The organism is Streptomyces sp. NPDC043908, from assembly GCF_056435525.1.
In genome coordinates this window covers 256,826-272,541 of record NZ_JBWKEI010000011.1, presented here as the reverse complement: position 1 = coordinate 272,541, position 15,716 = coordinate 256,826, and the positions used below count along the sequence as shown (strand labels likewise).

At 70.9% G+C, this 15,716-nt stretch carries 13 protein-coding genes; 8 read left to right on the top strand and 5 right to left on the bottom strand.

The features are described 5' to 3' along the window. The first annotated feature begins 135 nt into the window (after positions 1–135). Genes AC069K_RS24800 through AC069K_RS24785 form a run of 4 tightly spaced genes read left to right on the top strand, consistent with a single transcriptional unit; the run spans position 136 to position 4,229 of the window. Entirely contained in the window at positions 136–978 is an 843-nt protein-coding gene (locus AC069K_RS24800; RefSeq protein WP_358835550.1) for an ABC transporter ATP-binding protein, read from the top strand. Further along, positions 975–1,865, top strand: coding sequence for a branched-chain amino acid ABC transporter permease (locus AC069K_RS24795; RefSeq protein WP_365101656.1), 891 nt, complete (start codon positions 975–977; stop codon positions 1,863–1,865). The genes AC069K_RS24800 and AC069K_RS24795 overlap by 4 nt, the downstream gene beginning before the upstream one ends. Continuing rightward, a complete protein-coding gene (locus tag AC069K_RS24790) occupies positions 1,858–2,961 on the top strand; it encodes a branched-chain amino acid ABC transporter permease (protein WP_478619913.1) in 1,104 nt (367 codons plus the stop codon). The genes AC069K_RS24795 and AC069K_RS24790 overlap by 8 nt, the downstream gene beginning before the upstream one ends. Continuing rightward, complete coding sequence (locus tag AC069K_RS24785) at positions 2,958–4,229, top strand: ABC transporter substrate-binding protein (protein ID WP_478619910.1); 1,272 nt, start codon at positions 2,958–2,960, stop codon at positions 4,227–4,229. Before AC069K_RS24790 ends, AC069K_RS24785 begins: the two co-directional genes overlap by 4 nt. Positions 4,230–4,362: 133 nt before the next feature. Here the strand turns inward: AC069K_RS24785 and AC069K_RS24780 are convergent, their stop codons facing one another. After that, entirely contained in the window at positions 4,363–4,575 is a 213-nt protein-coding gene (locus AC069K_RS24780) for a DUF6243 family protein (protein ID WP_478619907.1), read from the bottom strand. A gap of 335 nt (positions 4,576–4,910) precedes the next feature. Here AC069K_RS24780 and AC069K_RS24775 point away from each other — a divergent pair, with 335 nt between their 5' ends. The 3 genes from AC069K_RS24775 to lpdA all read left to right on the top strand — a co-directional run bounded on the left by AC069K_RS24775 (position 4,911) and on the right by lpdA (position 8,783). After that, the gene (locus tag AC069K_RS24775; protein WP_478619904.1) at positions 4,911–6,419 is read left to right on the top strand and encodes a DUF4246 domain-containing protein; all 1,509 of its coding nucleotides are present in this window, start codon (positions 4,911–4,913) and stop codon (positions 6,417–6,419) included. 309 nt (positions 6,420–6,728) lie between these two features. Next, a complete protein-coding gene (locus AC069K_RS24770) occupies positions 6,729–7,265 on the top strand; it encodes a hypothetical protein (RefSeq protein WP_478619901.1) in 537 nt (178 codons plus the stop codon). Between the two features lie 114 nt (positions 7,266–7,379). Then, positions 7,380–8,783: a dihydrolipoyl dehydrogenase gene (lpdA, locus tag AC069K_RS24765; protein WP_365101672.1), complete on the top strand. Its 1,404-nt coding sequence runs from the start codon at positions 7,380–7,382 to the stop codon at positions 8,781–8,783. A gap of 97 nt (positions 8,784–8,880) precedes the next feature. Here the strand turns inward: lpdA and AC069K_RS24760 are convergent, their stop codons facing one another. After that, positions 8,881–10,029, bottom strand: coding sequence for a hypothetical protein (locus AC069K_RS24760; protein ID WP_478619898.1), 1,149 nt, complete (start codon positions 10,027–10,029; stop codon positions 8,881–8,883). 169 nt (positions 10,030–10,198) lie between these two features. Next, complete coding sequence (locus tag AC069K_RS24755; RefSeq protein WP_365101678.1) at positions 10,199–10,609, bottom strand: Fur family transcriptional regulator; 411 nt, start codon at positions 10,607–10,609, stop codon at positions 10,199–10,201. Between the two features lie 344 nt (positions 10,610–10,953). Here AC069K_RS24755 and katG point away from each other — a divergent pair, with 344 nt between their 5' ends. Next, the gene (gene katG / locus AC069K_RS24750; RefSeq protein WP_478619894.1) at positions 10,954–13,179 is read left to right on the top strand and encodes a catalase/peroxidase HPI; all 2,226 of its coding nucleotides are present in this window, start codon (positions 10,954–10,956) and stop codon (positions 13,177–13,179) included. Positions 13,180–13,256: 77 nt separating this feature from the next. Here the strand turns inward: katG and AC069K_RS24745 are convergent, their stop codons facing one another. Together AC069K_RS24745 and AC069K_RS24740 are read right to left on the bottom strand one after the other, a co-directional pair. Continuing rightward, on the bottom strand, positions 13,257–14,702 hold the full coding sequence (locus AC069K_RS24745) for a glyceraldehyde-3-phosphate dehydrogenase (RefSeq protein ID WP_365101683.1): 1,446 nt from the start codon (positions 14,700–14,702) through the stop codon (positions 13,257–13,259). A gap of 125 nt (positions 14,703–14,827) precedes the next feature. Then, positions 14,828–15,529, bottom strand: coding sequence for a L,D-transpeptidase (locus tag AC069K_RS24740; protein WP_478619890.1), 702 nt, complete (start codon positions 15,527–15,529; stop codon positions 14,828–14,830). Between the last annotated feature and the right edge of the window lie 187 nt (positions 15,530–15,716).

Here is a 15,716-nt window from a genome sequence, read left to right as displayed (position 1 = left end):
CCCCCCGCCGCACCCGGCGAGGGCACGGAGGAGGACACCCGGTCCACAGAGGGCCCCGCCGCCACGGCGGACGCCCGGTCCGCACCGGCCTCCGTGACCGCTCGGCCGACCGCACCGGCCTCCCCGACGGCCCCCGTGTCAAAAGGGCCCGCCTCCCCGGAGCCCCCCGCCCCGGAAAGACCCGCCTCCCCGGAGGCCTCCGCCTCCGTCCCTGCCCTCGACGTCCGGGACGTCACCGTCCGCTTCGCCGGGCTCACCGCCCTCGACGCCGTCTCGTTCACCGTCCGCCCCGGCACCGTGCACGCTGTCATCGGCCCCAACGGAGCCGGGAAGTCCACCTGCTTCAACGTGCTCTCCGGCGTCTACAGGGCGACCTCGGGAAGCGTTCGGCTCGGCGCACACGAACTCACCTCCCTGCCGCCGCACAAGATCGCCGGACTCGGTGTCGCCCGCATCTTCCAGAACCTCGCACTACCGCCCCGCGCCACCGTCGAGGACAGCCTGATGCTGGGCCGTCACCGGCTCACCCGCACCGGCTTCCTCGCCGCCGGGCTCAGGCTGCCCTCGGCCGCCCGCGAGGAGACGCGCCACCGCGCCCGCGTCCGCGAGATCGCCGCCTTCGTCGGTCTGGAGAAACAGCTCGCACAGCCCGCAGGTTCCCTCCCGTACGGGCAGCAGAAGCTCGCCGAACTGGCGCGTGCCCTCTGCATGGAGCCCACCCTGCTGCTCCTCGACGAACCCGTGGCCGGGATGACCGCCGACGAGCGCCGCCGTACCGCCGCCGTCATCGCCGGTGTTCGCGACAGCCTCGGGATCTCCATCGTGCTCGTCGAGCACGACATGGGGGTGGTGATGCGGCTGGCCGACACCGTCACCGTCCTCGACTTCGGCCGCCGGATCGCCGACGGCGCTCCCGGCGACGTCCAGAACGACCCCGCGGTCGTCCGCGCCTACCTCGGAGAGGAGACCGCCGGGTGACCGCCTTCGTCGAACTCCTGCTCAACGGCGTCTCGCTGGGATCCGTCTACGCCCTCATCGCCCTCGGTTTCGTGGTCATCTTCCGCGCCACCGAGGTCGTCAACTTCGCCCACGCCTCCCTGCTCCTCGCGGGCGGTTACGTGACCGCCGTCCTCCACGAGGACATCGGCTTCTGGCCGGCGCTCCTGGCCGGGACCGGCGGCGCGGCCCTGCTCGGCGCCGCCGTCGAGTTCCTCGTCATGCGCCGCTACCGCGGCTCCGACCAGAGCGTCCTCGCCATCGTCACCATCGGCGTCGACATCCTGCTGGCCACCGAACTGACCCGCCGCATCGGCACCGACATCCTCTCGGCCGGCGACCCGTGGGGCGACGCCGTCGTCACCGTCGGACCGGTCACCCTGGCGCAGACCCGCATCGCGGCCTTCCTCACCGCCGGACTGCTCATCACCGCCTTCCTGCTCGCCTTCCGCCACACCTCGTGGGGCGTCGCCATGCGCGCCGCGGCCGAGAACCAGGAGACCGCCGCCCTCATGGGCATCCGCCTCGGCCGGGTCTCGCTCGGCGCGTGGGCGGTGGCGGGCGGGCTGGCCGCCGTCGCCGCGCTCTTCCTCACCGTCTTCCCGACCCCCGGCCTGGAACGGACCACCTCCCTCGCCGCGATGAAGGCCTTCCCGGCGGCCATCCTCGGGGGGCTGGACTCCACCACCGGCGCCCTCGTCGGCGGCCTGCTGGTGGGGGTCACCGAGTCCCTCGCCGCCGGCTACCAGGGGGATCTGACCTTCCTCGGCCGCGGCGTCGGCGATGTCGCCCCGTACCTGGTGATGGTCGCGGTGCTGCTCCTCCGCCCCGCCGGACTCTTCGGCACGAAGGAGCTGTCCCGTGTCTGACGCGCTTTCCCGCCGTGGAGCGGCCCTGCTCGCCCGGCCCCGGGTCTTCGGATGGGCCGCCGCCGGGCTCGTGCTCGTCGCCTTCCCCTTCTACCTGGACCGGTTCTGGCTCCAGGCCGGGCTCTTCGCCATGGCCGCCGCGATCGGCGCCATCGGCATCAACCTGCTGACCGGAGCCACCGGCCAGCTCTCGATGGGCCACGCCTTCTTCCTCGCCGTCGGCGCGTACGGCTACTGCGCCTTCGCCGGGGACGGGACGGACGGGCTCACCGGAGCGGGCCTGCCCGGCTGGCTCGCCGCCGTCCTCGCCGTCGCCCTCGCGGGTGCGGCGGGCGGGGCGTTCAGCCCGATCGCCGGCCGGCTGCGGGGCGCCTACCTCGGCATCGCGACCCTCGCACTGATCTTCATCGGCCAGCACGTCCTGTTCAACGCCCACGACGTCACCGGTGGTTACAACGGCCGCGCCGTGCCCCCGCTGAGCCTCTTCGGCCTCACCTTCGACGACAGCGAACTCCTGGTCGCCCAGGTCCCGTTCCGCTCCACCGAGAAGCTCTGGTACCTGGGTCTCGTCGTCCTGCTCGCGGGGGTCCTCTTCGCTCGCGGCGTCCTGCGCGGCCGCCCCGGCCGGGCCATGAACGCGATCCGGGACCACCGGATCGCCGCCGGCGTCATGGGTGTCCCCGTGGCCCGCTACCGCGCGGCCGTCTTCGTCCTGTCGTCCATGTACGCGGGGCTGGCGGGGGTGCTGCTCGCGCTGGTCTTCCAGCGCACCGTGCCGGAGTACTTCGGTATGCAGCTCTCCCTCGAATACCTGGCCATGATCGTCATCGGCGGTCTCGGTTCGGTCGCCGGGGCGGTGGTGGGCGGCGTCTTCGTCTCCCTGCTGCCTCAGCTCCTCAACCGGTACAGCGATGCGCTGCCCCTGGTCTCCGCCCCAGGGACGGGCGGGATCGCACCGGGAGAGGCCTCCCGCTACCTCTACGGCGCCGCCGTCGTCGCGGTGGTGCTCTTCCTGCCCGGCGGCCTGATACGGCTCGCCGCCCGGCCACGCGGGCGAACCGCCCAACCCTCGCACTCCTCTGGGGAGGAACGATGACCCACCGACGTCAGGCCCCGAGAACGACGGCCGCGGCACTCGCCGCCGCACTCGTGCTGACCGCCGCCGGCTGCAGTTCCAAGGCCAAGTCCGCCGACGGGGCGGACACCGGAGCCGACGGGGTGAAGTCCGGCACGGGCGTCACCGACAAGACCATCGCGGTCGGTGCGCTCACCGACATGACCGGCGTGTACGCCACGCTCGGCAAGAGCGTCACCCAGGCGCAGCAGCTGTATGTGAAGCAGGTCGACGCGGCCGGCGGGGTCTGCGGCAGGCAACTGGAGCTGACGGTCCGCGACCACGGCTACGACCCGCAGAAGGCGCTCTCCGCCTACACCGAGCTGGAGCCGAAGGTCGCCGGCTTCCTGCAGTTCATCGGTTCTCCGTTCGTCGCCGCCACGAAGCAGCGCATCGACGGCAGGGACAAGGCACTGGTGCTGCCGCAGGCCTGGTCTGCCTCCCTGCTCGGCTCCCCGTACATCCGCGTCCTCGGCTCCACGTACGACATCGAGACGATCAACGCCGTGGACTTCCTGGTGAAGGAGAAGGGACTGAAGGCGGGCGACAAGCTGGGGCACGTCTACTTCGAGGGCGACTACGGCGAGAACGCGCTGACGGGGTCGAAGTTCGCAGCCGAGAAGGCAGGGCTGACGGTCGTGGAGCAGAAGATCAAACCCACCGACAACGACATGTCGGCGCAGGTGGCGGCGTTGAAGCAGGCGGGCGTCAAGGCCGTGGTCATCAGCGCGGGCCCGCGCCAGGCCGCCTCGCTGGTCGGTGTCGCGGCGGCGGCCAAGCTCCTGGTACCGATCATCGGCAACAACTCGGCCTTCGCCCCCCAGCTGCTGGGCACCCAGGCCGGACCGGCGCTGGAGAAGATGTACTGGTTCGCCTCTCCGAGCCGTCCGATCGGCGCCGACACCCCGGCCGCGAAGAAGCTCGTCGCCGACTACAGGGCCGCGTACCCGAACGACAGCCTCGACAACGGCATCGTGGCGGGCTGGACGGCCGCCGACGTCTTCAGGAAGGCGCTGGAGAAGGCGTGTGACGCCAAGGATCTCACCCGCGAGGGCGTCGACAGGGCCCTGCTGACCCTGAACGCGTACGACGCCGGGTTCGGAAGGCAGGACTTCAGCGATCCGAAGGCGCCGTCCTCACGCGAGTCCGTCATCCTCCGGCCGGACAAGTCCATCCCCGGCGGCATGCGGACCGTCCGTGAGCCGTTCGTCTCCGAGGCCGCGAAGGCCTACACCCCGAAGGCAGGCTGAGCGCGGACCGCCGCGACGCGTGGCCCACCACGCCGGACCGGTACTCCGACGCCCCGGTACGGCGACAGGGCCCGGACCACATGTCACGGTCCGGGCCCTGCCTCGTGCTGTGCCGCCCTGCGGCGGCGGTGCGTCAGCTCTGGGGGGCGGTGTCGTCGTCCGTCTGTCCGGCTTCCTCGGCCACGCCTGCCTTCTCGCGCATCTTGCGCACCAGCTCCGCCTTCTGGTCGGCGGCGCTCTGGCGGTCGAGGTTGCGGTGCGGGCCGTTGTTCTGGCGTTCGGCGCGGGACAGCTTCTTGCGCTGGCCGCCGCCCATGCCCACGGGGTTGTTGATGTTCTTGCTCATGGGTTCTCCCGGAGTGATGTGAAGTGATCTACGGATTCATCGGTGGGGGACGGGCGCGGCGTCGTCGGAGGACGTCAGCAGGGGCCCGTCACGCTCTCACTCGTAAATCGGCGTCTGGAAGAACATGTCTACGAGGTTACCCGGTTCCGTCGGCCCCGCCCACCAGGTTTTTCGAGGTCCCGGTGTCGGCCGCGCCTGGCCTTCGGCGGGCGGCCGGGGGCGGGTGGCCCTCCCCCGCTCCCCCCACCTCCTGGGCCCTCCAGGCCCCAGCCGCGCTGTCAGACCGCTCACGTATCCTTCCGGCCACCGCACACCGACTCGGAGGATCAAGAGAATTGACCGGCCTGTCTGCCTTCCCGCTGCCCTTTCAGGCATCCCGTTCCCTGTCGTACGCGGCGCCCCGAACGCTGCGTGAGCTTCAGATGATGCAGTGCAGCGCGCACATCCGGGCCAAGCCGGGGTGGTTCGAGAAGAGGAACGACGCCGAGATCGTCGCCAGGTGGACGCGGGAGGCCCTCGACCAGGGACTCACCGAGGCGCAGGTGCGTTACGTGCTGGATGAACTCGCGCATTACGCCGCGCTGCGGGACGACCGAACCGGGGTCGAGGTGTCCGCCGTCGACGGAGTGTGGCAGTCGGACACACTCATCGACGACAAGCTCCGATCGCGGCTGCGCGAGGCTGTCCAGGTGCTGGAGCAGGTCCCGGAGGCGGAGAAGGACTGGCACCCCGGATCCGACGGCCAGGTACTGGATCTGGTGCATCCCTCGCTGTTCTGCCTGGTGAGGGAGGTGAGTGGCGGGCCGGAGCGGGCTTGGCAGAATCCGACGGACCGCTATTCGAAGCACGAGTTCTCGGAGAGGTTCCAGTGGCTGCCCACGGACGTCGACGTCAGCGACGAGGGTGAGGTCACCTTCCGTTCGTACGTCAACAACGTCCACCCCGAGCATCACCGTGAACTGGCCTCCGTCCTGCCGGACCTGTTCGCGCGGATGCGCCCGCTGCTGGAGAACGTGCTCACCGATCTGCGCCATCCACGGCCGCTGCGGATCGAGGCGGATCCTTATGGTTGGTACGACTCGGAGCCGGAGCATCCCGACAAGGCCGCCTACAGCGACGCCGAGGCGTACGCCGAGGCTCTTCGCGCGTACGAGCAGGCCCAGGACGACTGGTGGGAGAACCGCCGCCCCGTCGTCCCGGACGCCCCGGCCTTCACCGCGCCCGAGCTGCCCGACGCCGCCGCCCGGGTCGACCTGCGCGGCCGCGGCCTCCAGGTCATCGTCAAGCTCGCCACGATCCACCTCACGCCGGAGAAGCCGGAATACCCCGGCGGCTCCTGGCACGTCGAGGGGATGATGAACGAGCGGATCGTGTCGACCGGCATCTACTACTGGGACAGCGAGAACACCACCGAAAGCCGGCTGAGTTTCCGGGCGGCCCTCGACGACCCGGAGTACGAGCAGAACGACGACAACGGTGTGCGCGAGGTCTACGGCCTGGAGAACGAGGACTCGCTGAACCAGATACTGGGATCGGCGTCGACCCCGGAGGGCCGCTGCCTGGCGTTCCCGAACATCCTGCAACACCGCGTCGGCCCGTTCCGCCTCGCGGACGCCACCCGCCCGGGGCACCGCAAGATCCTCGCGTTCTTCCTCGTCGACCCGACGGAGAGAATCGTCTCGACGTCCGACGTGCCGCCGCAGCAGCCGTGGTCCGACACGACGACCATGACGCTCGAACAGGCCAAGAACCATCGCGAAGAGCTCATGCGGGAGCGGAAGTTCTTCGTGGACGAGCACAACGAGCAGCTCTACGAGCGGGAGTTCTCCCTCTGCGAGCACTGAGGGCCCAAGCGACGGAGCGAGGGCCTTCACCGGTCACCGGTCGGACGCCCTCGCCCTGCCGGGCGGGCGCTGTGCCGCGTCCCCGTCCCCGGACCTGTCCCCGGACCTGTCCGCGAGGCGGAGCAGCCGGTTCAGCTCCTCCCGCGCTCGGCGCGATTCGGCCAGGATGGTGCGTACGGGCATGGCGTCTTCGAGGGGCCGCTCCGTGCGCCCCTTCGGGCCACTTCCCCATTCGCCGGACCCCCGCCCCCTCCGCCGTCTACTGTACGTACACACCGAGCAGCACCCCGTGACCACCGAGGAGGCCCCGTGGTATCGGACTTCGGCCCTCAGTACGCTCCCGCCGGCGATGTGGGTGCGGCGCTGATGGTGGTCGACTCCCGGCTCAGGAGCATTCACGGGCACGGGGGCCGGTCGGATCCCGAGGAGCAGGCGCTGGCGGAGCAGTTCCTCGACTCGATGGGGCCGCAGTCGGCCAGGGACCTGCTCGACGGCGCGTGCACGCTCGTCTACATGTTCATGACCTGGTTAGGGAAGGCGCACGAGAGCCACGGCAAGGACGTCATCGAGTACGTGGTGCCCAACCTGGTGGCCTCGATGAGCGCGATGCGCAAGAGCGTCCGTCCGGAGGCCATCCCCACGCTCGCCGGTCTCGTCATCGCCGCCGGGACGGGGCTGAGTCCCAGTCTGTGGCGCGAGCAGTACGGCGACTGGACCGAGGCGGAGATGAACGCCCTGGAGGTCACCGCCTTCCTCCTCGCCGAGCACATCAACCGCATCACCGAGGACCCCGACTTCGCGACCCGTCTGATCTCCGAGGCGCTCGCGCGCACGGAGGAGAGCTGACGGCCGCCGTACGGGTCCGGCGCGTCCCCGGGTGCCCCGGGGCTTCGGTGCGCGTGCCCCTGTGGTCTGCTGACCTCTGATCGAAAACAGGTGATCGGAAGGGAAGTAACCCCCATGCAGGAGCACTTCGACGTAGTCGTCCTCGGGGCGGGTCCCGGTGGTTACGTGGCGGCCATCCGTGCCGCCCAGCTCGGCAAGCGGGTCGCCGTCGTGGAGGAGCGGTACTGGGGCGGTGTCTGCCTCAACGTCGGCTGCATCCCCACCAAGGCGCTGCTGCACAACGCCGAGCTGGCGCGCATCTTCACCCACGAGGCCAAGGACTACGGCATCACGGTGAACGGTGAGGTGTCGCTGGACTACGGCGAGGCCTACCGGCGCAGCCGGCGGGTGGCGGACGGCCGGGTCAAGGGTGTCCACTACCTGATGAAGAAGAACGGGATCACCGAGTTCGACGGCCGCGGCACGTTCCTCGACGCGCACACCCTTGAGGTCGCCCAGGCGGACGGCACCAAGCGGACCATCTCGTTCGACAACTGCGTCATCGCGACCGGCGCGACCCCGCGCCTGCTGCCCGGCACCCGGCGCAGCGAGCGCGTGGTGACGTACGAGGAGCAGATCCTCGCCCAGGACCTGCCGGGGTCGATCGTGATCGCGGGCGCGGGGGCCATCGGGATCGAGTTCGCGTACGTCCTGCACAACTACGGCGTCAAGGTCACCATGGTCGAGTTCCTGGACCGGATCGCGCCGCTGGAGGACGCCGACGTGTCGGCGGAGCTGGCCAAGCAGTACCGCAAGCTGGGCATCGACGTGCTGACCTCGACCCGGGTCGAGTCCATCGACGAGTCCGGTGAGCGGGTGCGGGTGACGGTCACCGGCAAGGACGGCGCGGCCAGGGTCCTGGAGGCCGACAAGGTGCTCCAGGCGATCGGCTTCGCGCCGAACGTCACCGGCTTCGGCCTCGAGGCCACGGGTGTACGGGTCACCGAGCGCGGCGCCATCGACGTGGACGGCCGCTGCCGTACCTCCGTACCGCACATCTACGCCATCGGCGACGTCACGGCGAAGCTGATGCTGGCGCACACCGCCGAGTCCATGGGTGTCGTGGCCGCGGAGACCATCGCGGACGCGGAGACGATGGAGCTGGACTACCCGATGATCCCGCGCGCCACCTACAGCCGGCCGCAGATCGCCAGCTTCGGCTGGACGGAGGCGCAGGCGCGGGAGAAGGGCTTCGACGTCAAGGTCGCCAAGTTCCCGTTCACCGCGAACGGGAAGGCGCACGGCCTGGGCGACCCGGTCGGGTTCGTGAAGCTGATCAGCGACAACACGCACGGCGAGATCATCGGCGCCCATCTGATCGGGCCGGACGTCACCGAGCTCCTGCCGGAGCTGACGCTGGCGCAGCAGTGGGACCTGACCGTCCACGAGGTCGCCCGCAATGTGCACGCCCACCCCACGCTGGGCGAGGCGGTCAAGGAGGCCGTGCACGGGCTCGCCGGTCACATGATCAATTTCTGATCGCGGAGCGCCGGCCGCGGCCGGGTGACTGCCGGTGGCCGCCGAAGAGGGCGCGTCCCCCGGGACCGCCCCCTTCGGCGGTCCCGGGGGCGGCGCTCTACTTGCCCGGGTCCCGGAAGCGGCCGAACGCCTTGGTGAGCGCGCTCAGCGGCGACGCGTCCCCCTTGGCCCTCGGCGCGGGCAGCACGGGCACGCCGTCGCCGCCGTTGGCCTCGGCCAGCGCCGCCTGCGCCGCCTCGGCGGCCTCCCGGTACAGGTCACGCGACGTGGTCATGGCGTCGAGCGCCTCCGCGTACCTGGCGACCATCGCCTGGGCGTGGACCAGCTCCTCGTCCGGGGTGAGCAGGTGCCAGCCCTGGCGCAGCCGGGTCAGGGCCCGCTCGGCGTCCGCCGTCATCGGGCGCGCGAGGGCGGCGAACTCCCTGATCCTGTCGAGGAGTTCGGTCGGCTCGGAGCCGTCCAGGATGACGGTGCGGACGGTGAAGCGGTCCGCGTCGTAGTCCGCGCCCTGCGGCTGCGTGGGCAGCACGACCGCGCCGCCGCGCGGCAGCCGTACCCCGAGCTCCTTCTTCATCGCGAAGTCGGCGATCTGCGCCTGCTCCGGGGTGCCGCGGTGCTCGATCACCCGGTGGCGCAGGCTCGGCGGCAGATACGCCGTGACCGGCCGCTGCCCCGCCGCGTCCGGCGTCATCGCCTCGTGCACCACGACGTGGACGAACCAGCTCTGGCGGGCGCAGTCCCGCAGCAGGTGGCGCAGCTCGTCGTCGTCCTTGGGCAGGTGGTTGGTGGTGCGCATCCGCAGGTCCGGGACGGTGTCGTGGTCCCAGGCGATCCGGTCGCTGTCGGGCCAGAACATGGTGGCCGGCGAGGGCCAGTCGGTCCGCCACGGCCGCTCCGCCTCGGCGGCGAGGACCCAGGTGACTCCCTCGCCCTCCTTGCGGCGGTTCTCGGGGTCGTACGTGGTCAGCTGGGCCCGCACGGTGACGTCGTCGGCGACCCGCCAGCGGGCCTCGAAGACGCGCCGGGCCGTGGGGCCGGGGTCGGCGGACTCGTCGCGCGGGTGCAGGACGGTGGAGCGCGCCGCCTCGACGGGGTCGAGGTCCAGGAAGTCGTCGAGCACCCCGGCCGCCCTGAGGGCGATCAGGTTGCGCCGGACGTCCTGCTCGGGCTCGGGCCCGAGGTGGCGCGCGCGCCCCAGCCACGCGGTGTCGGGGACGGTGGGCGGGGAAACGGGGTTCTTGGCCATGGAGTCGTTCTGTAGGTGATCGGGGCGTGACCAGTATCCTCCGTCGGCCCGCGGAGGGAAGTAGTACCCGCCCGGGGTTTCACCACACCGTTCGCCGCCCTCCCCCTTTCCTCCCCGGCCGCCGTCTTACCGGGCGCCGGGCGCGGGCGTGTCCGTCCGACGCCCCGCGCTACGCGCACGAGGGGCACAGCCCCCGGTAGGTGACCTCGGCCGTGGCGACCGTGAAGCCGAACCGGTTCTCGGCGGGCAGGTGGGACAGCAGGTCGCCGCTGGTGCTGACGTCGCGGATGGTGCCGCAGCCGGAGCAGACCAGGTGCTGGTGGGGGCGGTGCGCGTTGGGGTCGTACCGCTTGGCGCGGCCGTCGGTGGAGACCTCCAGGACCTCGCCGAGGGAGACCATCTCGCCCAGCGTGTTGTAGACGGTCGCCCGGGAGATCTCCGGCAGCCGTCGCGCCGCGCGCGCGTGCACCTCGTCGGCGGTGAGGTGCACGTGGTCGCCGTCGAGGACCTCCGCCACCACGCGCCGCTGCGAGGTCACCCGCCAGCCACGCCCGCGGAGCCGCTCCAGCAAGTCACTCATAAGGATCCATCCGTTCCGGCTCGGTGGAGAGTCGAGTAGGGGCCAGTAGTGGTGTACCCGCGATCGGCGGTCGGCGTACAGCTTCCGACCGAGAACGAAACCGGTGAGCTTCTTGACCTGGACAGCGTCCATCGTAGGATCGATACCAACGACGGCCAAGGGAACGGACACCTCCGGTATGGCGGTACGGCAGCAGACCGAGCCGGTCCTCCCGCCTTCCCGGGCCCGTTCCCGAGCGACCTTCCACCGTCCACTGATCGCGACGGGATCCGTCCGCCGCATCGAACTGTTCGACCACCCGTAGTCCCCTGAGCAGTGTGATCCACCAGCCCGGAAGGATTCCGATGTCTGAGAACCACGACGCGATCGTCACGGACCCGAAAACGGAGGACGGAAGCGGCGGCTGCCCGGTCGCGCACGGTCGCGCCCCGCATCCGACGCAGGGCGGGGGCAACCACCAGTGGTGGCCGGAGCGGCTCAATCTGAAGATCCTCGCCAAGAACCCCGCCGTGGCCAACCCGCTGGGCGAGGAGTTCGACTACGCCGAGGCGTTCAAGAGCCTCGACCTGCCGGCCGTGAAGCGGGACATCGCCGAGGTGCTGACCACCTCGCAGGACTGGTGGCCCGCCGACTTCGGCCACTACGGGCCGCTCATGGTCCGGATGGCCTGGCACAGCGCGGGCACGTACCGCATCAGCGACGGCCGCGGGGGCGCCGGGGCCGGGCAGCAGCGCTTCGCCCCGCTCAACAGCTGGCCGGACAACGTCAGCCTCGACAAGGCGCGCCGGCTGCTGTGGCCGGTCAAGAAGAAGTACGGCAAGAGCCTGTCCTGGGCCGACCTGCTGGTCCTCACCGGCAACGTCGCCCTGGAGTCCATGGGCCTCAAGACCTTCGGCTTCGGCGGCGGCCGGGCGGACGTCTGGGAGCCCGACGAGGACGTGTACTGGGGCCCGGAGACCATCTGGCTCGGCGACGAGCGCTACACCGGCGACCGGGAGCTGGAGAGCCCTCTCGGCGCGGTGCAGATGGGTCTCATCTACGTCAACCCGGAGGGCCCCAACGGCACGCCGGACCCGATCGCCTCGGCGCGCGACATCCGCGAGACGTTCCGCCGGATGGCGATGAACGACGAGGAGACCGTCGCGCTGATCGCGGGCGGCCACACCTTCGGCAAGACCCACGGCGCGGGCCCCTCCGAGGCGGTCGGCCCCGACCCCGAGGCCGCCGGGCTGGAGGAGCAGGGCCTGGGCTGGCGCAACTCCCACGGCACCGGCAAGGGCGGGGACACGATCACCAGCGGCCTGGAGGGCATCTGGACGAACACCCCGACCACCTGGGACAACAGCTTCTTCGAGATCCTCTTCGGCTATGAGTGGGAGCTGTTCAAGAGCCCGGCCGGCGCCCATCAGTGGCGGCCGAAGGGCGGCGCAGGGGCGGGGACCGTGCCGGACGCCCACGACCCGTCGAAGAGCCACGCGCCGACGATGCTGACGACCGACCTGGCGCTCCGCCTCGACCCGGTCTACGAGCCGATCGCGCGGCGCTTCAAGGACAACCCGGCCGAGTTCGCGGACGCGTTCGCCCGCGCCTGGTTCAAGCTGACCCACCGCGACATGGGTCCGGTCTCGCGCTACCTCGGCCCGGAGGTCCCCTCCGAGACGCTGCTGTGGCAGGACCCGCTGCCGGAGGTGACGCACGAGCTGATCGGCGCGGCGGACATCGCCTCCCTCAAGGAGCGCGTCCTCGCCTCGGACCTCACCGTCTCCCAGCTGGTCTCCACCGCCTGGGCGTCGGCCTCGTCCTTCCGGGGCAGCGACAAGCGCGGCGGCGCCAACGGCGCCCGCGTCCGTCTGGAGCCGCAGCGCGGCTGGGAGGTCAACGACCCGGACCAGCTGTCGGTGGTGCTGAGCACGCTGGAGGGGATCCAGCGGGAGTTCAACGCCGACGGGAAGCAGGTCTCGCTGGCCGACCTCATCGTGCTCGCCGGGTCCGCCGCGGTGGAGAAGGCGGCCCGGGACGCGGGCTTCGCCGTCGAGGTCCCCTTCACTCCGGGCCGCGTGGACGCCTCGCAGGAGCAGACCGACGTGGAGTCGTTCGCCGCTCTGGAGCCGACCGCGGACGGTTTCCGCAACTACCTGGGCAAGGGCAACCGGCTGCCCGCCGAGTACCTGCTGCTCGACCGGGCCAACCTGCTCACGCTCAGCGCTCCCGAGCTGACCGTCCTGGTGGGCGGTCTGCGGGTGCTGGGCGCGAACCACCGGCAGTCGTCGGCGGGCGTCTTCACCCGGACGCCGGGAGTCCTCACCAACGACTTCTTCGTCAACCTGCTCGACATGGGCACGACGTGGAAGGCGACCTCCGACGACGCGCACGCCTTCGAGGGCCGCGACGCCGCCACCGGCGAGGTCAAGTGGACCGGCACCCGCGCCGACCTCGTCTTCGGGTCGAACTCGGAGCTGCGCGCCCTCGCGGAGGTGTACGCGAGCGACGACGCCAAGGAGAAGTTCGCCCAGGACTTCGCCGCGGCGTGGGTCAAGGTCATGAACCTGGACCGGTTCGACCTCGTGTGACGGCCTGAGAGGTGACAAAGAGGCGCCTGCCGGGCGAAAGCCCGGGTCAGGCGCCTCTTCTCCTGGTGCGCGGGTGCTCAGCTCGTCGGCACCGGGTACGTCGGGTACTCGACGCCGGAGACGTGCTGGACGACGCGGATGACCTGGCACGAGTAGCCGAACTCGTTGTCGTACCAGAGGTAGAGGATCGCGTTGTCGCCGTCCACCTTGGTGGCGCCCGCGTCGACGATCGAGGCGTGGCGCGAGCCGACGAAGTCCATGGAGACGGCGTCGGGGGCGGTGGTGAAGTCGATCTGGCGCTTGAGCGGCGAGTGCAGCGACACGTCGCGGAGGTGGTCCAGGACCTCCTCGCGGGTGGTCTCCCGGCCGAGCCGCAGGCTGAGGATCGCGATCGAGACGTCCGGGACGGGAACGCGGATCGAGCTGCCGGTGATCGGCGCCTTGAGGTCGGGCAGCGCCTTCGCGACGGCCGAGGCGGCGCCGGTCTCGGTGATGACCATGTTCAGCGGCGCGGAGCGCCCGCGGCGGTCGGCCTTGTGGTAGTTGTCCAGCAGGTTCTGGTCGTTGGTGAACGAGTGGACGGTCTCCACGTGGCCGCGGAGCACACCGTACTCGTCCGCCATGGCCTTCAGCGGCGGGACGATCGCGTTGGTGGTGCAGGACGCGCAGGACAGGATCCGCTCGTCCGGCTTGATGGTGTCGTGGTTGACGCCGTGCACGATGTTCGGCACGTCGCCCTTGCCGGGGGCGGTCAGGACGACCTTGTCGATACCGGGGCGCAGGTGCTGCGAAAGGCCTTCGCGGTCGCGCCACTTGCCGGTGTTGTCGATGAGGATGGCGTCCTTGATGCCGTACGCCGTGTAGTCGACCTCGGAGGGGTCGTTGGCGTAGATCACCTTGATCGCGTTGCCGTTGGCGACGATGGTGCTGGTCGCCTCGTCCACGGTGATGGTGCCCTGGAACTGGCCGTGGATGGAGTCGCGCCGCAGCAGCGAGGCGCGCTTGACGAGATCCTGCTCGCCGCCACCGCGGACGACGATGGCGCGCAGCCGCAGACCGTTGCCGGAGCCGGCCTTCTCGATGAGCAGGCGCGCGACGAGCCGGCCGATGCGGCCGAACCCGTAGAGGACGACGTCGCGGCCCTCGCGACGCTCGATCTTGTTGGCACCGGTGGCGCCGATGACGGCCTGGGCGGTGAACTCCGCCACGGTCAGACCGCGGTCGTCGGCCTGGTACATCGCGGCGAGCATGCCGAGGTCGATCTGCGAGGGGCCGAGATCGAGGGTGGTGAGAGCCCGCAGGAACGGAAGGGTGTCGGTGACCGAGAGTTCCTCACCGGCGATCTGCCGGGCGAATCGGTGGGTCTTGAGGATGCTGACCACCGACTTGTTCACCAGGGAGCGGCTGTGGAGGAGGACGGTGACGTCCCGCTCCCGGTGCAGCTTCCCGATGATCGGGATCATCGACTCCGCGATCTCCTCGCGGTTCTTCCAATTGGTGAACGAGTCGTCATTGACAGTCACGAGTTTATCTTTCGAGCTAGGCGGCGCTCATATGCTAACCCGACCCCTGTTCGGGGGTTCAGGGGGTGCCGCCGACAGGCGCGGCGGTGACGGAAACGCCACCTTTCGTCACCGTACGCGCATGGTCACGCCTGCGGTTTCCTCCCCCACACGTAGACCGCGTCCCCCAGGCGCAGCACGCCCCAGAGCCGCTGGGCGTCCTCGTGGCGGAGGTTGACGCAGCCGTGGGAGCCGGGGCCCTCGTAGAGGTTGTCGCGGACGCCGTGGATGGCCTGGCCGCCGCTGAAGTACTGGCTGTAGGTCATCGGCGAGTTGTAGAGCGTCGACCAGTCGTCCTGCTTGCGCCGCTCGACGTGGAACCAGCCGGTGCGCGTGGGCAGCGCCGCCCGGCCGGACCGGACGGCGACGGGGGTGAAGACCACCTTGCCGTCCAGGGTGACCCACAGGATCTGGTGGCTCAGGTCGACGCAGGCGACCCGGCCCTGACGCGTGGGGCAGCCGGTCAGCCTCTCGGGGTAGTTCTGGGCCCACTCCCAGTACAGGGCGGTGTACGTGACCGGTCCTGCGAAGCCGTCGGCCGGGACGATGAGCTGGCTCCGCTGGTACCGCTGGATCGCCAGGCAGTCGGCCGGCGACTGCGTGCCGTCCGCCTCCAGCCCCATCAGCTCCTCGACCTCCCGCTGGTAGGGCCCGGCGGTCGTCGAGCACGCGCGCGGGGCGCCGGCGGGGGCGGCGGCGTGGGCGGGCAGGACACCGAGGCCCAGCGCGAGGGGCACGGCGGGGAGGAGCGCCAGCAGGGTTAGGCGGGCTCGGGGCAACGTCCACATGGCGCTTACATGTGCACCGTCCGCCGGGCGCGTACCCGCGCCGCACCGAACTTTCACCCTCCCGCGCCGGGGGTCTGCGCCGGGGGCCCGCACCGGGGCCGGGCCGCCGGTGACCGGCGTCGCACGGCCCACCGCGCACGGCCCACCTCGCGCGGGCGGTGCGCGGTGGAGGGGGCGGGACGGGGGG